At 69.7% G+C, this 17,643-nt stretch carries 18 protein-coding genes; 13 read left to right on the plus strand and 5 right to left on the minus strand.

The features are described 5' to 3' along the window. The first annotated feature begins 97 nt into the window (after positions 1-97). From H4F70_RS16550 to H4F70_RS16605, 12 genes are all read left to right on the plus strand, one after another. A complete protein-coding gene (locus H4F70_RS16550; RefSeq protein ID WP_182357980.1) occupies positions 98-1,426 on the plus strand; it encodes a YibE/F family protein in 1,329 nt (442 codons plus the stop codon). Positions 1,427-1,507: 81 nt separating this feature from the next. Next, positions 1,508-2,416 (plus strand): metal ABC transporter substrate-binding protein, encoded by a 909-nt coding sequence (locus tag H4F70_RS16555; RefSeq protein WP_182357981.1) that lies wholly within the window; start codon positions 1,508-1,510, stop codon positions 2,414-2,416. Positions 2,417-2,430: 14 nt separating this feature from the next. Further along, positions 2,431-3,204 carry a metal ABC transporter ATP-binding protein gene (locus tag H4F70_RS16560; protein WP_182360467.1) on the plus strand — a complete coding sequence of 258 codons (774 nt, stop codon included), beginning with the start codon at positions 2,431-2,433 and terminating at the stop codon, positions 3,202-3,204. An 11-nt stretch (positions 3,205-3,215) separates the two neighbouring features. Continuing rightward, complete coding sequence (locus tag H4F70_RS16565; protein WP_276520932.1) at positions 3,216-4,058, plus strand: metal ABC transporter permease; 843 nt, start codon at positions 3,216-3,218, stop codon at positions 4,056-4,058. A 174-nt stretch (positions 4,059-4,232) separates the two neighbouring features. After that, positions 4,233-5,249, plus strand: coding sequence for a hypothetical protein (locus tag H4F70_RS16570; protein ID WP_182357983.1), 1,017 nt, complete (start codon positions 4,233-4,235; stop codon positions 5,247-5,249). A 103-nt stretch (positions 5,250-5,352) separates the two neighbouring features. Beyond that, positions 5,353-5,907 carry a DUF6790 family protein gene (locus H4F70_RS16575; RefSeq protein ID WP_235681170.1) on the plus strand — a complete coding sequence of 185 codons (555 nt, stop codon included), beginning with the start codon at positions 5,353-5,355 and terminating at the stop codon, positions 5,905-5,907. A 75-nt stretch (positions 5,908-5,982) separates the two neighbouring features. Continuing rightward, positions 5,983-6,993: an ATP-binding cassette domain-containing protein gene (locus H4F70_RS16580; protein WP_182360469.1), complete on the plus strand. Its 1,011-nt coding sequence runs from the start codon at positions 5,983-5,985 to the stop codon at positions 6,991-6,993. After that, the gene (locus tag H4F70_RS16585; RefSeq protein WP_182357984.1) at positions 6,990-7,835 is read left to right on the plus strand and encodes an ABC transporter permease; all 846 of its coding nucleotides are present in this window, start codon (positions 6,990-6,992) and stop codon (positions 7,833-7,835) included. Before H4F70_RS16580 ends, H4F70_RS16585 begins: the two co-directional genes overlap by 4 nt. 186 nt (positions 7,836-8,021) lie before the next feature. After that, the gene (locus H4F70_RS16590; RefSeq protein ID WP_235681171.1) at positions 8,022-8,429 is read left to right on the plus strand and encodes a dihydrofolate reductase family protein; all 408 of its coding nucleotides are present in this window, start codon (positions 8,022-8,024) and stop codon (positions 8,427-8,429) included. A gap of 185 nt (positions 8,430-8,614) precedes the next feature. Further along, the gene (locus H4F70_RS16595; protein WP_182348066.1) at positions 8,615-8,779 is read left to right on the plus strand and encodes a hypothetical protein; all 165 of its coding nucleotides are present in this window, start codon (positions 8,615-8,617) and stop codon (positions 8,777-8,779) included. Positions 8,780-8,941: 162 nt separating this feature from the next. Continuing rightward, complete coding sequence (locus tag H4F70_RS16600; protein WP_182357985.1) at positions 8,942-9,286, plus strand: VOC family protein; 345 nt, start codon at positions 8,942-8,944, stop codon at positions 9,284-9,286. After that, positions 9,283-10,020, plus strand: coding sequence for an SDR family NAD(P)-dependent oxidoreductase (locus tag H4F70_RS16605; RefSeq protein WP_182357986.1), 738 nt, complete (start codon positions 9,283-9,285; stop codon positions 10,018-10,020). Before H4F70_RS16600 ends, H4F70_RS16605 begins: the two co-directional genes overlap by 4 nt. Before the next feature lie 463 nt (positions 10,021-10,483). On the opposite strand, the gene H4F70_RS20870 is transcribed toward H4F70_RS16605, so the two are convergent. Next, positions 10,484-10,606: a hypothetical protein gene (locus H4F70_RS20870; protein WP_268968338.1), complete on the minus strand. Its 123-nt coding sequence runs from the start codon at positions 10,604-10,606 to the stop codon at positions 10,484-10,486. 409 nt (positions 10,607-11,015) lie between these two features. Between H4F70_RS20870 and H4F70_RS16610 the strand changes: the two genes are divergently transcribed. Then, complete coding sequence (locus H4F70_RS16610; protein WP_182357987.1) at positions 11,016-13,178, plus strand: prolyl oligopeptidase family serine peptidase; 2,163 nt, start codon at positions 11,016-11,018, stop codon at positions 13,176-13,178. A gap of 31 nt (positions 13,179-13,209) precedes the next feature. Here the strand turns inward: H4F70_RS16610 and H4F70_RS20700 are convergent, their stop codons facing one another. The 4 genes from H4F70_RS20700 to H4F70_RS16630 all read right to left on the minus strand — a co-directional run bounded on the left by H4F70_RS20700 (position 13,210) and on the right by H4F70_RS16630 (position 17,311). Continuing rightward, positions 13,210-13,746, minus strand: coding sequence for a DUF2029 domain-containing protein (locus H4F70_RS20700; RefSeq protein ID WP_235681172.1), 537 nt, complete (start codon positions 13,744-13,746; stop codon positions 13,210-13,212). Then, the gene (locus H4F70_RS16620) at positions 13,743-13,964 is read right to left on the minus strand and encodes a helix-turn-helix transcriptional regulator (protein WP_182357988.1); all 222 of its coding nucleotides are present in this window, start codon (positions 13,962-13,964) and stop codon (positions 13,743-13,745) included. Before H4F70_RS16620 ends, H4F70_RS20700 begins: the two co-directional genes overlap by 4 nt. A gap of 113 nt (positions 13,965-14,077) precedes the next feature. Continuing rightward, positions 14,078-15,811 carry an aa3-type cytochrome oxidase subunit I gene (gene ctaD / locus H4F70_RS16625; protein ID WP_182357989.1) on the minus strand — a complete coding sequence of 578 codons (1,734 nt, stop codon included), beginning with the start codon at positions 15,809-15,811 and terminating at the stop codon, positions 14,078-14,080. Positions 15,812-16,018: 207 nt separating this feature from the next. Beyond that, positions 16,019-17,311 (minus strand): sodium:proton exchanger, encoded by a 1,293-nt coding sequence (locus H4F70_RS16630; protein WP_372497603.1) that lies wholly within the window; start codon positions 17,309-17,311, stop codon positions 16,019-16,021. Positions 17,312-17,643: the final 332 nt, after the last annotated feature.

Genomic DNA, 17,643 nt, shown 5'->3' on the forward strand with positions numbered 1-17,643 from the left:
AGATCCCTGGCGGACAGGCGTCCACCACTTTATTGCACATGATTATCATTCCGGGTAGGCGACGGAGCCGCAGGACGCGGAACGTATCGTCCTCGCCATGCACCGCTTCCCCGAGCAGGGCCGGCCCCTGCAGCGCCGACGCAGGGGCCGGTCGGCCCTGAAAGCCCTGCCGATTCGGCAGAGCGGCCGCCGAGTCCCGCAGCACTGGCGAGGGCTCTCCTGGTTCGCACGCGTGGTGGTCGGGGCGCTCGCGGTCGCAGCCGCAGTCACCGCGGCCGGGCTCGTGCTGCTGTGGCCGTCGGGGGCCGCACCGCGGGTGCCCCCGCACCTGGAGATCGCCGCCGGCATCGGAGTGCCCACCGAGGCGGGCACGGTGACGGAGATCTACGAGGACCTGTGCGGCAGCGACTCGCTGCACCGCGCGTTCGCCGCGGCACCGGACACGCCGATGACCTTTCAAGGGCGGTGCACGCTGGTGCTCGTCGACATCGGCTCGGGCCCGGACGCCGGCATGCGCACCCTGCTCGAGGCGACGGAGGGCCCGGGCGCCCCCGAGCTGGCGGTCGGCGATGACATCCGGCTCTCGCGCGCCACGGGCCCCGACGGGCGGACGCTGTACGACTTCGAGGACTTCGCCCGGGGCGTCCCCCTGGCGCTGTGGGCCGTCGCAGCGGCCATCGTGGTGTGCGCGGTGGGCGCCTGGAAGGGCCTGCGCGCCCTGGCCGGCATCGCGGTGGCGCTCACGGTGATCGTCGGATTCACACTGCCGTCCCTGCTCGACGGGCATGCCCCGGTTCCCGTCGCGGTGGTCTCCGGCTCGGTGATCCTGTTCGTCGTGCTGTACTTGGCGCACGGGGTGAATCTGCGCACCTCGGCGGCGCTGCTCGGCACCCTCACCGCCCTGGCGCTGGCCGCCGGGCTGTCGACGTTGGCGATCGCCACCACGGCCCTGACCGGACTGTCCGAGCAGGACAACGTGACGATCCAGGCGTTCATGGGCACCCTGTCGGTGACCGGGCTGCTGCTGGCCGGGTTCATCATCGGCTCGCTCGGCGTGCTCAACGACGTCACGATCAGCCAGGCGTCGACCGTGTTCGAGCTGGCCGCGGCCGACGCCACGATGCCCGTGCGCGGCCTGTTCACCGCGGCGATGCGGGTCGGGCGCGACCACATCGCCTCGATCATCTACACCCTCGTGCTGGCCTATGCGGGCGGGGCGCTGCCGCTGCTGATCATCTTCGCCGTTTCGCAGCGTTCGTTGACGACGGTGCTCACCAGCGACGCGGTGGCCGTCGAAGTGGTCCGCGCCCTGGTCGGCGCGATCGCCGTGGTGCTGGCGGTGCCGCTGACCACCGTGACCGCGGCATTGTTGACCCGCGGCACCGCCACCGCCGCGATCACCGCCGGCGCGGGACACCACCACTGACCGCGGGCGGACCGAGACCCGGGGTCAGCCGAGGACCGGCTCCGAACTAGAGTTTTCGTCATGCCGAACTTTTGTTGTCGTATGACCGCATTGCGGAGCGTCGTGGCGGTGGCGGCGGTGGCCCTGCTGGCCGGCTGCGCGCCGGGGGCGGGCGGCCGCGACGACGATCGACCGGTGGTGCTGACCACGTTCACGGTGCTGGCCGATATCGCCCGCCAGGTGGCCGGAGACCACCTGCACGTCGAGTCGATCACCAAGCCGGGCGCGGAGATCCACGGCTACCAGCCCACCCCCGGCGACGTGCGCAAAGCGGCGCGCGCGGATCTGATCGTCGACAACGGGCTGGACCTGGAGTTGTGGTTCGACAAGTTCCTCGCCGACGCCGATGCTCCGCACGTCGTCGCGTCCGCCGGGGTCGAGCCGATCGCGATCGCCGGAGACGCCTACGCGGGCCGGCCGAATCCGCACGCGTGGATGTCGCCGGCCAACGTGCAGGCCTACGCCGCCACCCTGGCCGACGCGTTCGCCGAGCTGGACCCGGCGCATGCGGACGATTTCCAGGCGAACGCGCAGGCATACCAGCGGCAACTGCAACAGATCCACGACGACCTCACCCGGCGCCTGGCCGCCGTGCCCGAGGACCAGCGGGTCCTGGTCACCTGCGAGGGGGCCTTTTCGTATCTCGCCCGCGACGCCGGGTTGACCGAGCGGTACCTGTGGCCCGTCAACGCGGAGAACCAGGCCACGCCTCAGCAGGTGGCCGCGGTGGTCGACTACGTCCGCGACAACGACGTGCCCGCGGTGTTCTGCGAATCGACCGTCTCGGACAAGCCGATGCGCCAGGTCACCGAGGCGACCGGGGCCGAGTTCGGCGGCACGCTGTACGTCGACTCGCTCAGCACCCTGGACGGCCCGGTGCCGACCTACCTGGACCTGATCCGGTACGACACCGACACCATCGCAGACGCGCTGACAGGAGAACGCAGGTGACAGAAAGTTCCACGGTGCGGCAGTCGCGAGTCGGCGATACGCCGCATGCGGTGCAGGCCCACCGGGTCACCGTCCGCTTCGGGGCGGTGACGGCGCTCGACGACGCCACGGTGGCCGTACGCCCGGGCCGGGTCTGCGGGGTGATCGGCATGAACGGTTCCGGCAAGTCGACGCTCTTCAACGCGCTGATGGGGCGGGTCCGCCCGGAGAGCGGGCAGGTGCGCATCGCCGGGATGTCCCCGGCTGCCGCACGCCGCCGCGGCGTCGTCGGCTACGTGCCGCAGGCGGAGAACGTCGACTGGGACTTTCCCGTGTCGGTGCGCGATGTGGTGATGATGGGCCGCTACGGCCGCCTGGGCCCGACCCGGCGGCCCCGGCGGTCCGACAAGGCGGCCGTGGCCGACGCGCTCGACCGCGTCGAGCTGGCCGACCACGCCGACAGGCAGATCGGGCAACTCTCCGGCGGGCAGAAGAAGCGCGCCTTCGTCGCCCGCGGCATCGCCCAGGGCGCCGACGTGCTGCTCCTCGACGAGCCGTTCGCCGGAGTGGACACCCGCTCGCAGGCCACGATCACCGCGCTGCTGCGCGCCCTCGCCGCAGACGGCCGCACCATCATCGTCTCCACGCACGACCTGCACGGCCTGCCCGCGCTGGCGGACGAGGCCGCGCTGCTGCGCCACCGCGTGCTCATGCACGACTCCGTCGCCGAGGTGCTGCGGCCGGAGAACATCGCCCACGCCTTCGGCCTCGACCGGCCGGCGCACGCCGGGCACGAGGAGTCGATGTGAACCCGATCGAGATGCTCACCGAACCACTGTCGTACCCGTTCATGGTCCGCGCCCTGGCCACCACGGTGATCGCCGCTATCGTGTGCGCGCTGCTGTCGTGCTGGCTGGTACTGGTCGGCTGGTCGCTGATGGGCGATGCGGTCTCGCACGCCGTGCTGCCCGGCGTCGTCCTCGCCTACATCCTCGGCGCCCCGTTCGCGCTCGGCGCCATCGTGTTCGGCGTTCTCGCCGTCGTGCTCATCGGCGTGGTACGCGCCACCAGCCGGGTCAAAGAGGACGCCGCGATCGGCATCGTGTTCACCGCCCTGTTCGCGCTGGGGCTGGCGCTGGTGTCCGTCACCCCCAGCCACGTGGACCTGAACCACATCATCTTCGGCAACATCCTGGGCATCGCGAACGCGGACATGGTCCAAGTCACCGTGCTCGCGGCAGTGGCGGCCGCGGTGATCCTCGTCAAGCGACGGGACCTGATGCTGTACGCCTTCGACCCCACCCATGCGCACGCGATCGGGCTGTCCACCCGACGGCTGTCCGCGATCCTGCTGGGGCTGCTGGCCGTGACCTCGGTGGTGGCGCTGCAGGTGGTCGGCGTGGTCCTGGTGGTGGCGATGCTCATCGTCCCGGGCGCCACCGCGCACCTGCTCACCGACCGGTTCTCCCGCATGCTGCTCATCGCCCCGGCGCTGTCGGCGACCTGCTCGGTCACCGGTATCTACCTGAGCTACCACCTGGACGCCGCCTCCGGCGCGATGGTGGTGCTCACCCAGGCGGCCGTGTTCACCGCCGCCTACCTGTTCGCCCCCCTTCGCGGGATCATCGTCCGCCGCGCACGCCGCGCGCCGGCCGCCTCATGACGCGCGATGGCGGCGGTGCGCACTGAGAAATCGGCATCGATTCCAGGGCCCCTCCGGGTGTAAAATCGGTGTCTGCTCGATGCGTCTCCACTCTGCGCTGCGCGAGGGCGTTCCGCCGATGCACGGTCCGCCGTCGCGCCTCTGACCCACCCCTCTGATCCGGGGACGGACACCATGGAGTCCCGCACACTCGGCACGGCCACCGATGGTCAGATTCGCGCGACGCTGGGGGCGATGTCCGCCGTCGTGGCCCCGGATGCCGCTCCGCCGCGCCGCGGCGCACAGCTGATCGCCGCGACCCCGCAGGGGGTCTTCGGCCGCACGCTCCGCCTCGACGGCCCGGTACCGGTGGTGCCGCCCGACCTGCTGCCCCGCGCGCTGGGCGCCGACCCCGCGCTGCGTGCGCGCGCGGGCGAGCTGGTGGCCATCGCGGCGTTGGCGGATGCGGTGATCGAACCCGACCGGCTCGGCCTCGTCCTCGACTATGCCGCCGCACTGGGGATCGAGGCGGCGTGGGTGGGGCAGGTGGCCGATCTCGCCGCGGGACGATACGACCGCGCGCTCGCCGACATGGTCCGCCGCAATACGGCGACCTTCCCGGGCCTCGGCGACCCGCACGGCGACCCCGACCTGTTTCCGTACTCGGGGCGCACCGACGCCGACAAGCGCGTCGCCGCCGCATTCGCCGGGCTCGAGGCCTATCCGCACGGGAGCTTCGGGCACGCGTTCTGGGTGCACTTCCGCCGGCACGGCTTCCGCTTCCCGGGGCAGGAAGGCGCCTTCCGCGACGCCTTCGCCGTCCCGCACGACGGCCTGCACGTGCTCTCCGGCTACGACACGTCGATGCAGGGCGAGCTGTTGGTGAGCACCTTCACCGGCGGCATGCACGGGCGCGACGCGCTGGCCGCGCACCTGTTGCCGGTGATCCTGCAATGGCACGTGGGCGTCGAGGTGAACGGCATCGGCGCCCAGCACGGCGCCCTGGATCCCCGCAAGTTCCTCGTCGCGTGGCAGCGCGGCCGCACTCAGAGCGTGGACGTGCTGGACCCGCGCTGGCGGTTCTTCACCGTCGCACCGCGCCCGCTGGAGGAACTGCGCGAAGACTACGAGATACCCGCACTCGCCGACGCGGACCGCGCCAGCGGTCCGGAGGTCAACGTGACGGCCGAGGCCGACCCGGCCGCCGCCTGAGCGCCGGCAGAGTCACTGCCCCCCAGCAGAGTCACCACCCCCGGCAGCGTCACCGCTCCGGCCGCCACACCCCCGCCCCTCACCCGCACCCCTGGGACCCGCCATGACACACACTCGACCCACCCGTTTCACCAGCACACCCGCGGCACCGGCACCGGCACCGGCGCCGGACGAGGCTCCTCCCCTGCTGCTCCGACTGCTGGGGATGACCACGTTCATCGGCGTCGCGGGCTTCCTCATCGCCGAGATCGTCCAGCTCGCCGCGTCCGGCACGTCCGGCTTCGCCGATCACAGCCTGCTCAACGCGCTCACGTGGCTGGCCGGAGTGAACTCGCTCGTCGTCGGCTGCGGGCACCTGATGTTCCCCGACCCCGTCGCCGAGTCCATCGGCTGGGGCAAGGGCAGCCCGTTCCAGTGGGAGGTCGGCCTCGCCGGCGTGAGCATGGGCGTACTGGGCATCCTCGCGGGCAGCGGGTTCGACCGGCAGTTCCAGCTCGCCGCGGTGATCGCGTTCGCCGTCTTCTATCTCGGCGCCGCCGTCGGCCACGTGAAGGAGATGGTGGTGGAACGCAACTTCGCGCCGGGCAACGCCGGGTTCATCTTCTGGTACGACCTCGCGGCGCCGGTCCTCGTGATCGTCCTGTACGCGGTCACATGACCCGCCGATGATTCTCCGCGGCCCGGACGGTCCACCACTGTGCGCACTTTTCCGCCCTACACCCCCGAGGCCGCAATGACACCCACGCTGACAAGCACGCTCCGCACCGGCGGTCCCCGGCAATCCGGGCCCATCGCCATCGAGGCGGTGGACCTGGTCAAGAGGTTCGGCGACGTCACCGCCGTCGACCACGTCGGATTCACCGTCCCCCAGGGCACCGTGCTGGGGCTGCTCGGCCCCAACGGGGCCGGCAAGACCACCACCGTGCGCATGATGACCACCCTGTCCCCACCGACGAGCGGCACCGCCCGCGTCGCCGGCTACGACGTGCGCACCGAGCCGGACAAGGTGCGCCGCAACATGGGGCTCACCGGTCAGGCCGCCACCGTCGACGAGATCCTCACCGGCCGCGAGAACCTCCGGATGATCGGCGGGCTGTACGGGATCGGGCGCCGCGACCTGGCCCGGCGCTCCCGGGAACTGCTGGCCCAGTTCTCGCTGGAAGAGGCCAGCGACAAGCAGGTCAAGTCGTACTCGGGCGGCATGCGCCGCCGCCTGGACCTGGCCGTGTCGCTGCTGGCGGCGCCCCCGGTGCTGTTCCTCGACGAGCCCACGACCGGCCTGGACCCGCGCAGCCGCCAGGAGCTGTGGGACATGCTCCGCGGGCTGGTCGACCAGGGCACCACGCTGCTGCTCACCACCCAGTACCTCGAGGAGGCCGACCAGCTGGCGGACAACATCATCGTCATCGACAAGGGGCGGGTGATCGCCGAGGGCACGCCTGCCCAGCTCAAGGACCAGGCCGGTGCCGCCAGCCTGGTGCTGACCCTCACCGACGCCGACGACGTGCCGGCGGCCGAGGCCGTGCTGCGCGAGTCCGGCGGCGAGGTGTTCGTCGACCACACCGCCCGCAGGCTCACGACGCCGGCCGACGGGCTCGACGACCTCACGCACGTGGCCGAGCGGCTGGGCGCGCACCGCATCGCCGTCGACGACATCGGACTGGCACGTCCCAGCCTCGACGACGTATTCCTTTCCCTCACCGGCCACTCCGCCGACGACGACACCGCACGGGAGCCCTCATGACCACCGCACCACCGGAGCTCACCACCACCGGCCCGGTCGACACCGCACCCACGGGACTCTGGCAACAGTCGTGGATCATGGTCCGCCGCAACCTGATCCACACCAAGCGCATGCCGGAGATGCTCTCCGACGTCACCATCCAGCCGGTCATGTTCGTGGTGCTGTTCGCGTACGTGTTCGGCGCGTCCATCACCAACACCGGCGGCCCCTCCTACAAGGAGTTCCTGCTGCCCGGCATCATGGGGCAGACGATCGTGTTCACCGCGTTCATCGTCGCCACCGGCATCACCGCCGACCTGGACAAGGGCATCATCGACCGGTTCCGTTCGCTGCCCATCCGCCGCTCGTCGGTGCTCATCGGGCGCAGCATCGCCAGCCTGCTGCACTCGTCCATCGGCATCGTCGTCATGGCCCTGACCGGCCTGGCCATCGGCTGGCGCATCCGCAACTCGGCCGCCGAGGCGCTGCTGGCGTTCGCCCTGGTGCTGTTGTTCGGCTTCGGGATGATCTGGCTCGGCATCCTCATCGGCTCGTGGCTGCGCTCGGTGGAGGCCGTCAACGGGTTCATGTTCGCCACCCTGTTCCCCATCACGTTCCTGTCCAACGCGTTCGTCCCGACAGCGCCGATGCCGACGTGGCTGCGCACCATCGCCGAGTGGAACCCGGTGTCGTCACTGGTGCAATCGCTGCGCGTGCTGTGGGGCAACGGCCCGGCGGCGGGCCCCGACTCCGCCCTGCCGCTGCAGTACCCGGTGATCACCACCCTCATCTGGACCGTGGTGCTCACCATGACGTTCGCCCCGTTCGCGCTGCGCGCGTATGCCAAGCGCACCGCCGATTAGCCGGCAACCGGCCCCGATTGGAGACCGTCATGGCCAAGCTCATCTACTCGATGATCACCTCGCTCGACGGCTACGTGAAGACCGACGACGGCGACATCGGCCTCGGCGCCGCCGAAGACCCCGAGGTGCACCGCTTCATCAACGACCTCTTCCGCCCCGTCGGCACCTTATCTCTACGGCCGGCGGATGTACGAGACGATGGCGTTCTGGGAGACCGCACACACCACACCGGGTCTGCCGCCGCACATCCTGCAGTACGCGGACGATTGGCGGGCCGCGGAGAAGGTCGTGTACTCCACGACCCTGGAGTCCGTGTCCAGCGAAAGAACGCGGATCGAGCGCCGCTTCGACCCCGACGCGGTGCGCGCCCTCAAGGCCGCGTCCGCGCAGGATCTCACCGTCGACGGGCCGAATCTGGCGGCCCAGGCGATCGCGGCCGGACTGGTCGATGAATACCACCTATTCATCACCACCAGTGTGGTCGGCAGCGGCACACGGTTTTTCCCCGACGGCGTCCGCCTGAACCTCGCGTTGGTCGAGCACCGCTCGTTCGACGACAGCGGCCTGCTCTATGCCCACTACCGGCCCAGGTGAACGGCGTCAGCCTGTTCCTCCACCACTGCGCCCGCAGATGCGACCGCAATCGCGGCAGCCTAAGCGCAATACATGACTCGCGAGTTGCTTTTCCTTGAATTTGCTGCTTCGGTGAGTACTGCACATCACAGGATGTCCGGCGCTCTGGGAGATTCCGGCGCGCCGGCACGACGAAGGGGGAACCCATGGGATCCAGCGATTTCCTGCAGTCCGCGATCGGCGACGCGAGCTTCGGCAGCCTGGCCGATTGGCTGGCCGCGGCCACCGTCGGCTCGATCAACGGCGGCGGCATCAACGGCGGGTCGACCAACATCGACACGCTCAATCTGGGCAGCACGTTCGCGTCCTGATCGCGGCGGGCATCGTCGGCGGCTGATACGCCGCCGGCGCATTCCGCAGGGCGGGGACCCCGGCTCAGGCCGGGGTGCCCGCCCTGCACTGCATTCCTGGCACCGCGGCGACATATGCGACGATGCCGCATGCTCGGAGCCGCGGTGCCATACCCTGACCGAATGGCGCAACTGACAATGGTGGAGTTCCCCACCTCCAGTGCATCGGCTTCGGCCCGCTTCTTCCAAGCGGTCTTCGAGTGGAGCTTCCGCGAGTACGGACCCGACTACACCGACGTGCAACTTGACGGCGAGCAGAGCCTGGGATTCCAGCAGGATGCGTCCGAAGCGCCGTCCGGGCCACTGACGATCATCGAGGTCGACGATCTTCACGCGACCCGCCGGTCCGTCGAGGCGTCCGGCGGGGTGGTCACGACCGAGCCGTTCGACTTTCCCGGCGGCACGCGCTTTCATTTCCGCGAGCCCGGCGGAAACGTGCTGGCCGCCTGGGCACGGAGGTCGGGATGAGCAATTCCAAGGTTACCGTCGTCATCGGCGCGGCGTCGGGTATCGGCGCCGCTACCGCCGACGTTCTGGAAGAGTCCGGCCACGTCGTCGTCCGCGCCGACCTCTACGCGGGTGACGGGATCGCGCCCGTGGATGTCACCGATGAGGCGAGCGTCGCGGCGCTCTTAGACGCCGTAGCCGCCGAGCATGGCAGCTTCACCGGCACGGTGAACTGCGCCGGGGTGAGCACGATGGCGCCGGTGGTCGAGCATGACGCCGCCGATTTCCGGCGCACCGTGGACGTCTGCCTCAACGGGGCGTTCCTGGTGCTCAAGCACGCGGGCATGCGAATCGCCGATGGCGGCTCCATGGTGACGCTGTCCTCGCTCAACGCCCGCCAGCCGGGCGCCGGCCTGTCCGCGTACTGCGCCGCGAAGGCCGGGGTCGTCATGCTCACCGAGGTCACCGCACTGGAGCTCGCACCGCGGCGCATCAGGGTCAACGCGGTGGCCCCCGGGCTGGTCGTCACCCCGCTGACGGCGCACGCGATGCAGATCCCGGGCGTGCGTGACGAGTACGTGGAGAACACTCCGCTGGGGCGCACCGGCGAGGCCGCCGAGATCGGTGCCGCCGTCCGGTACCCCCTGTCCGACGACGCCTCGTGGATCACCGGGGAGAACCTCGACATCAACGGCGGGGCGCACCTGCAGCGCTACCCGGACCTGCCGGAGCATGCGGCAGGAGCGCAAGGATAGTCGTGCACTTCTCCCCTCTTAGCAGCGCGCAAAAGATCCGGCCCCACGTAGCAATGTGGGGCCGGATCGGATCATTCCCTTCAAGGGAAGCGTGACTCAGACGAGCCGCAGGCTCAGACGTCTCAGCGCAGGCTGCCGGTCGCGAGACCGAAGATGCTGTTGAACGAGCCGTAGGCCGCGCTCGCGAACGAGTCGAGAATGCCCTTGAACGTGTCGGCAACGTCAGCGATGGAACCCAGCATGCGAAACTCCTTCAGAGATCTACTTCAAGTACATGAATTGACGTGGAGCCCAACCGAATTGGACAACCCCGCGCTCTTCACTACGTACATCGGACCGCCCACAGCACACCGTTAGCCGCCGAGGCAGTGACCGTCACCACACTCCGTCGACACCCCCAAGACGCCAGAAGGGCCCCACCCGCGAGGTGGGGCCCTTCTCGCTCAGCGTGTCAGCGCCGGTGTCAGTCGCCGAGGCTGCCGGTGGCCAGCTCGAAGACCTTGTCGAACGCGGTCGATCCGGCGCCCGCGAAGTTGTCGAAGATGCCCTTGAACGTGTCCAGGATGCCGTCGATGGAACCGAGCATGTGAAACTCCTTCGTCCGTGTCACGCGTTTCCATGGATGACCTTGCGGGGTAAGCCATTCGGCGCACCCGAAACAAGGCCGCTGCTGCGTGAGCGAGTCCGACCCTAGATGGCACCTTCACCTCGCGCAATTTCATTCGGGTGAGATTCTCCGTCCCCAGATTGCCGCGCCCGCCTCGGATGAACGACAGAAAACCGCAGCGCACAAGGCAATCTCCGCGTCATAACGATCCGGCAACGTCGCCGATATGCATATTCAATCGGGAAGAGTGCGTTTCCTCACAGGGCGTCACGCAGTGATCGTCATCGCTCACACACGCTACTCACCTCACCTTTGTGTCCATCCCCGCACCCGTCACTTCCCCAAGACGCCACACCGCCCCCACTGCCCCGGCTGCGACAATGTCTCCATGGACACCACCGCGAGCACCCCCGCGCACGCGCCCGAACCCGCCGACCCGCACCTGTGGCTCGAGGAGGTCGACGGCGAGAAGCAGCTGGCGTGGGTCCGCGATCGCAACGCGGTGACAACAGCCCGCTTCACCGAGACGGAACGGTTCGCCGCCACCCGCGACCGGCTGCGCGGCATCCTCGACACCGACTCCCGCATCGCCTATCCGCGACGCCGCGGCGAGTACCTCTACAACTTCTGGCGGGATGCGCAGCACGTCCGCGGCATCTGGCGCCGCACCACGCTCGAGTCCTACCGGTCCGACAGCCCCGAGTGGGACGTCATCATCGACCTCGACGCGCTCGCCGACGCCGAGGGCGAGAACTGGGTGTGGGCCGGCACCTCGGTCCTGCGCGTGTGGAACCCGCAGGACCCCGATGCGCGCCCGGATCACCCCCGCGCGCTCGTCTCGCTCTCCCGCGGCGGCGCCGACGCGGTGGTGGTGCGCGAGTTCGACATGGCCACACGTCAATTCATCACCCCGGAAAACGGCGGCTTCACCCTGGCCGAGGCCAAGTCCGAGCTCTCCTGGATCGACGCAGACACGGTCTACGTGGGCACGGACGTGGGCGAAGACGCGCTCACCGATTCCGGCTACCCGCGCACCGCCCGCCTGTGGCGCCGCGGCACAGCCGTCGAGGACGCCGAGGTGATCTTCGAGGGCACGCGGCAGGACGTCGCCGTCTCCGTCTTCTACGACGACACCCCCGGCCACGAGCGCCACCTCGCCGAGCGGGCCCTCGACTTCTACACCACCGAGCGCTACCTGCTCTTCCCCGGCGCCGAGCCCGAGCCACTGGACGTGCCCGGCGACTCCGAAGTGTCGCTGCACCGCGGGTGGCTGTTCGTGTTCCTGCGCTCCGCGTGGACGGCCGGCGGCACAGACTACGCACCGGGCACCCTGCTGCGCGCCGATCTGGACGCCTACCGCCGCGGCGAGCGTGCCATGACGGTGTTGTTCGTACCGGAGGCGCACCGCAGCCTGGAGAACTTCACCGTCACCCGCCACCACCTGCTGCTCACGGTGCTCGAGGACGTGCGCACCCGGCTCGTCGCCCTGGACCTGGAGCGGCCCGACCCGGCCGCGGCCCGCGCCATCGACGGCGTGCCCGCCGACGCGACGGTGAGCGTCATCGGCACCGACGCGGACTTCACCGACGAGGTCTTCGTCGTGTCCACCGGCTTCCTGCAGCCGGCGACCCTGCTGCACGGGCAGGCCGATGTCGGCGTGGCGCCGCTCAAATCGGCGCCCGCCTTCTTCGACGCCGACGGGCTCGACGTCCACCAGCACTTCGCCGTCTCCGACGACGGCACCCGCATCCCCTACTTCGTCGTCGCGCCCCGCGCAGAAGCCCATGCAACGCCCGGCGCCGAGCGGACCCCCGCGCCGACGCTGCTCTACGGCTACGGCGGCTTCGAGAACGCGCTGACCCCCGGCTATTCGGGGCTCACCGGCGCGGGCTGGCTCGAGCGCGGCGGGGTGTACGTGGTGGCGAACATCCGCGGCGGCGGCGAGTACGGCCCCCAGTGGCACACCCAGGCCGTCAAGGCGGGGCGGCACCGGGTGTACGAGGACTTCGCGGCGGTGGCGCGCGACCTGGTGGCCCGCGGCATCACCACCCCCGGGCTGCTGGGCGCCCAGGGCGGCAGCAACGGCGGCCTGCTCATGGGCGTCATGCTCACCGCGTACCCGGAGCTGTTCGGGGCCCTGGTATGCCAGGTGCCGCTGCTGGACATGCGCCGCTACCACCGGCTGCTCGCGGGCGCGTCGTGGATGGCCGAGTACGGCGACCCCGACGACCCGGCCGAGTGGGACTACATCTCCCGCTATTCGCCCTACCAGAACACCGACCCGGCGGCCGACTACCCGCCGGTGCTGCTCACCACCTCCACCCGCGATGACCGCGTGCACCCCGGCCACGCCCGCAAGATGGCGGCCGAGCTGGCCGAGCAGGGGCACCCGGTCTGGTACTACGAGAACATCGAGGGCGGCCACGGCGGCGCGGCGGACAACGCCCAGCATGCGTTCAAGGCCGCGCTGGCCTACGAGTTCCTGTGGGACACGCTGCGAGGAGACCGGCGAGGGGACGCCGCACCCGCCGACGGGGAGAACGTCGGATAGCCGCGCGGCGTTGCGGCGGGGTCAGTCACGGTCATCGGTCACGGTCGTCCCACGATGCGGCTTCGCGACGCTCTTCCTCGCGCTCGCGGGCGAGCCTGTCGCGCTTGACCCGGCGGGCCGCCCACAGCGCCGCCCCGCCGCCGCACGCCGCGCCGACGAGCCCGCCGAGCAGCGTGCCGTAGTCGGCACCGACGTCGCTGTTCCACATCAGCCGGTAGAACACGCCGATGACGCCCACCGCGTAGACCGCCGTCACGGCGATCACCCGCGGCGACCCCCATTTGACCAGCAGCCGCACGTCCACGCCGCGGCGTTTGGCGTACCCCTGCACCGCGCCGCCCACGACCACCCAGCAGATGAGCAGCCCCAGCGCGATCCAGGCGCCCACCCGGCCCGCCGCCCACGGAAGCACGGCCGCGGCCGCGAGCAGGCACAGCTGGTACGCCTGGAATCCGACGGCCGACGCCTCGTTCCACACGTCGCGCTGGTATTCGTCGTCGTAGAACTCGTCGTCCAGGTCGCCGACCTGCCGCAGCCCCACGTCCAGCTTGCTCAGTCGCGATGTCAACTCCGGGCCTCCTCGTGCAGGGGAAACAGCTCCTCCACCGCCGCCCCGAGGGCGGCGGCGATGCGCAAGGCCAGGTAGACGCTCGGCGAGTAGTTGCCGCCTTCGATCGAGACGATCGACTGCCGGCTCACTCCGACCTGCGCGCCCAGCTGCGCCTGGGTCAGGGCCAGCCGACGCCGGTGCTCGCGTACGCGATTGCTCCGCTCGGTCTCTGACACACGACAAGTCAAGAACACTTGTCATCTTTTGTCAAGAATGCTTGTCTTTCACGCCGCCCCACCGCCGGTAGCCGACGGAGCCGACCCGCGATCGCAGCAGCCGGCGCTGCGGCTCACCGCTGCCGCGGGCCGGACTCCACCAGCTCCTCCGGCTCCTCCTCATGCTGCGCGCCCCACCCCACGTGCGCCTCGGCGCGCATGCGGCCGACCATGTGCGGGTAGTGCAACTCGAAGGCGGGACGCTCCGAACGGATGCGCGGCAGCTCGGTGAAGTTGTGCCGCGGCGGCGGGCACGACGTCGCCCACTCCAGCGAACTCCCGTAACCCCACGGGTCGTCCACGGTGACCACCTCGCCGTACCGGTAGCTCTTGAACACGTTCCACAGGAACGGCAGCGTCGAGGCGCCGAGCACGAACGCGAAGATCGTCGACACCGTGTTCAGCGTGGTGAACCCGTCACTGGCCAGGTAGTCCACGTAGCGACGGGGCATGCCCTCGTTGCCCAGGTAGTGCTGCACCAGGAACGTGCCGTGGAAGCCGACGAACGTCGCCCAGAAGTGCCACTTGCCCAGCCGCTCGTCGAGCATGCGGCCCGTCATCTTGGGGAACCAGAAGTAGATGCCCGCATAGGTGGCGAACACGATGGTGCCGAACAGCACGTAGTGGAAGTGCGCGACGACGAAGTACGTGTCGGTCACGTGGAAGTCCAGCGGCGGGCTCGCCAGGATGACGCCCGTCAGGCCGCCGAACAGGAACGTGATCACGAACCCGATGGAGAACAGCATGGGCGTCTCGAACGTCAGCTGGCCGCGCCACATCGTGCCGATCCAGTTGAAGAACTTGATGCCCGTGGGCACGGCGATCATGTAGCTGAGCAGCGAGAAGAACGGCAGCAGCACCGCGCCGGTGGCGAACATGTGGTGCGCCCACACCGTCATCGACAGCGCCGCGATGGAGATCGACGCATACACCAGCCCCACGTAGCCGAAGCACGGCTTGCGGGAGAACACCGGGAAGATCTCCGAGACGATGCCGAAGAACGGGATCGCGACGATGTAGACCTCGGGATGGCCGAAGAACCAGAACAGGTGCTGGTACAAGATCACGCCGCCGTTGGCCGGGTCGTAGATGTTGGCGTTGAAGTGCCGGTCGATGATGAGCCCCAGCAGCGCCGCCGCGAGCAGCGGGAACACCAGCAGCACCATGATGGCGGTGACGAGGATGTTCCAGGTGAAGATGGGCATCCGGAACATCGTCATGCCCGGCGCGCGCAGCGTGACGATGGTGGTGATCATGTTGACGCCGCCGAGGATGGTGCCCAGCCCGGAGAGCACCAGGCCCATGATCCACAGGTCCGCGCCGGCGCCCGGGGAGTACATCGAGTCCGACAGCGGCGTGTAGGCGAACCAGCCGAAGTCCGCCGCGCCGCCGGGGGTGATGAAACCGCTCAGGGTGATCAGGCCGCCGAACAGGAACATCCAGTACGCCATCGAGTTCAGACGCGGGAAGGCGACGTCCGGGGCGCCGATCTGCAGCGGCAGGATGTAGTTGGCGAAGCCGAACACGATGGGCGTCGCGTACAGCAGCAGCATGATGGCGCCGTGCATGGTGAACAGCTGGTTGTACTGCTCGTTGGACAGGAACTGCTGCTCCGGCCGCGCCAGCTCCGCGCGCATGAGCATCGCCATCAGGCCGCCCACCATGAAGAACGCGAACGACGTGACCATGTACATGATGCCGATGGTCTTGTGATCGGTGGTGGTGATCAGCCGGTAGATGGCCGTGCCTTTGGGCGGGAGGCCCGGGTACGGGCGCTTCAGCCTCGGCTTGGGAACAGTCTCCGTCATGTCCGGGCCCATCCTCACTGTGGCGGCACACGTGCCTTGACGGCAGTGCCCCGACGTGCGGATCGGTGAAGCCGGGCCCGCTTCCCGCGGACCACCATCGATGCGGAGGCCTGTCGATCACGGCTTTCCTGCAACGAACAATGGTCCTGCCGACGACTTAATGCAAGCACTTTCGACAAATTCCCCGGAACCGGGACCGTGGCGTGGTCAGCCCCCCGGATGCGCGGGGCCACCCGCCCCGTCCGGGTGCACGGGCCCGGCGTGGATCGTCGCCGTGCCGCGCCACGGCGCGGCCAGGGTGGCGAGCAGATGGCGCCGGTGGACGACGAACGCGGCCAGCGCGACGGCCCCGTAAATCCCCGACAGGATCAACCGGCCTCCGGTGGAGGTGATGGGGAACTGCACGACGAACAGCGCCAGCAGCAGCCACGCGGAGCCGCGGCTGAACCGCAGGGCGAAGATCAGCGCGATGCCCATGAGCGTCTGCGTCGCGGTGAGCAGCATCTCCTCCACCTGCCGCGCATCGAGGGGCAGGGCGGCCGATCCCCCGCCTGCCATGTAGGCCAGCGGCAGCGAGCCGACCAGCAGGGTCCACTGGTTGACCTTGGAGGAGATCAGCGTGGCTATCGCCGCGGTGCCCTTGCCGCGGGCGGCGAACAGGGCGGCGATGATGAACTCGGGAGCCTCCGAGGCCAGCGGGGCGAGCCACTGGACCAGGAGGAACTGGTCGATGCCCAGCCGGGTGCCCGCGTCGACGAGGCTGTTCGCAAACGGTTCCGCACAGGCGAGGATCACCAGGGCCGCCACCACGAACAGCGCCACCACCACCGAACGGCGGGCCCGCGTGGGCAGTGCCCCGATGGCGGCGGCGGTCCCGATCAGGTCCGGCTCCTCCGGCTCCCCGCGGGTGAGCTTGAACAGGTAGAACCCGAACCACGCCAGCAGCGCCAGGCCGAACACGAAGTGGATCTGCCCGGTGGCGGGCATGACGAACGCGACGACGCCGGCGACGAGCAGGAACCCCAACTCCACCCTGTTGCCGGGGTCCAGGGCCAGGGCGCGCACAGGCTTGCCCGACGCACGGGCGGTGACGGCGACGGCGATGAGCACCACCAGCGGCCAGCCGACGCCCATGAGAAGCCTGTTCGAACCCGTCATGTTCGCCGCCGCGAACGCGGCGTAAGCGGGGTCGTGGCCGGCGACGAACGCGTAGTACAGGTCCACCGCATACTCGGGCAGCACCGCGATGAGCGCCAGCACCGCGATCGCCAGGCCCCCGGACACGTCGATCTGCGCCGCCTCGGCCGCCCAGGCGAGCACGAAGCTGGCCGCGACCACCGCCGCGCCGTAGAGCACGAGCGCCACCACCGGGTCCGGGTGCATGCCGGTGATCCGGAGTATCAGCGCCGGCAGCATCACGGCCGTCGTGATCGCGAGCGACCGTGTCAGCATCGGCGCGGTGCGCGGCCGCCGCGACGTGCGGGTGCGGGTCTCGTGCATCGTCACAGGCGGGCTCTCCGGGCTCGGCCGGCCGCGGGCCACCCATGGATACGAGGCCTCGGCCGACGGGTCTGGTGTCGGTCCGAAGGTCTCGTTCGCCGGGCACGACGAACGTGCCGCGGTGGAGGGCCGGGCGCCGCGACGGCGCCGGTATGTCGACCACCCGCCCGCAAGGCCGCCGGCAGCGGATCCTGCGAGGAACTACTCCCCTTCGCTGCGCGACATTAGCGGCACTGTTGCATCCCCGCAACAGTTTTCATACCCGTCGGTAACCGTCTTGACCTGGCGAAACATGATGTACTTGGTGTCGAATCATCGGTTTCCGACCAGCC

It is taken from the genome of Tomitella gaofuii (genome assembly GCF_014126825.1).
Taxonomy (GTDB): domain Bacteria; phylum Actinomycetota; class Actinomycetes; order Mycobacteriales; family Mycobacteriaceae; genus Tomitella; species Tomitella gaofuii.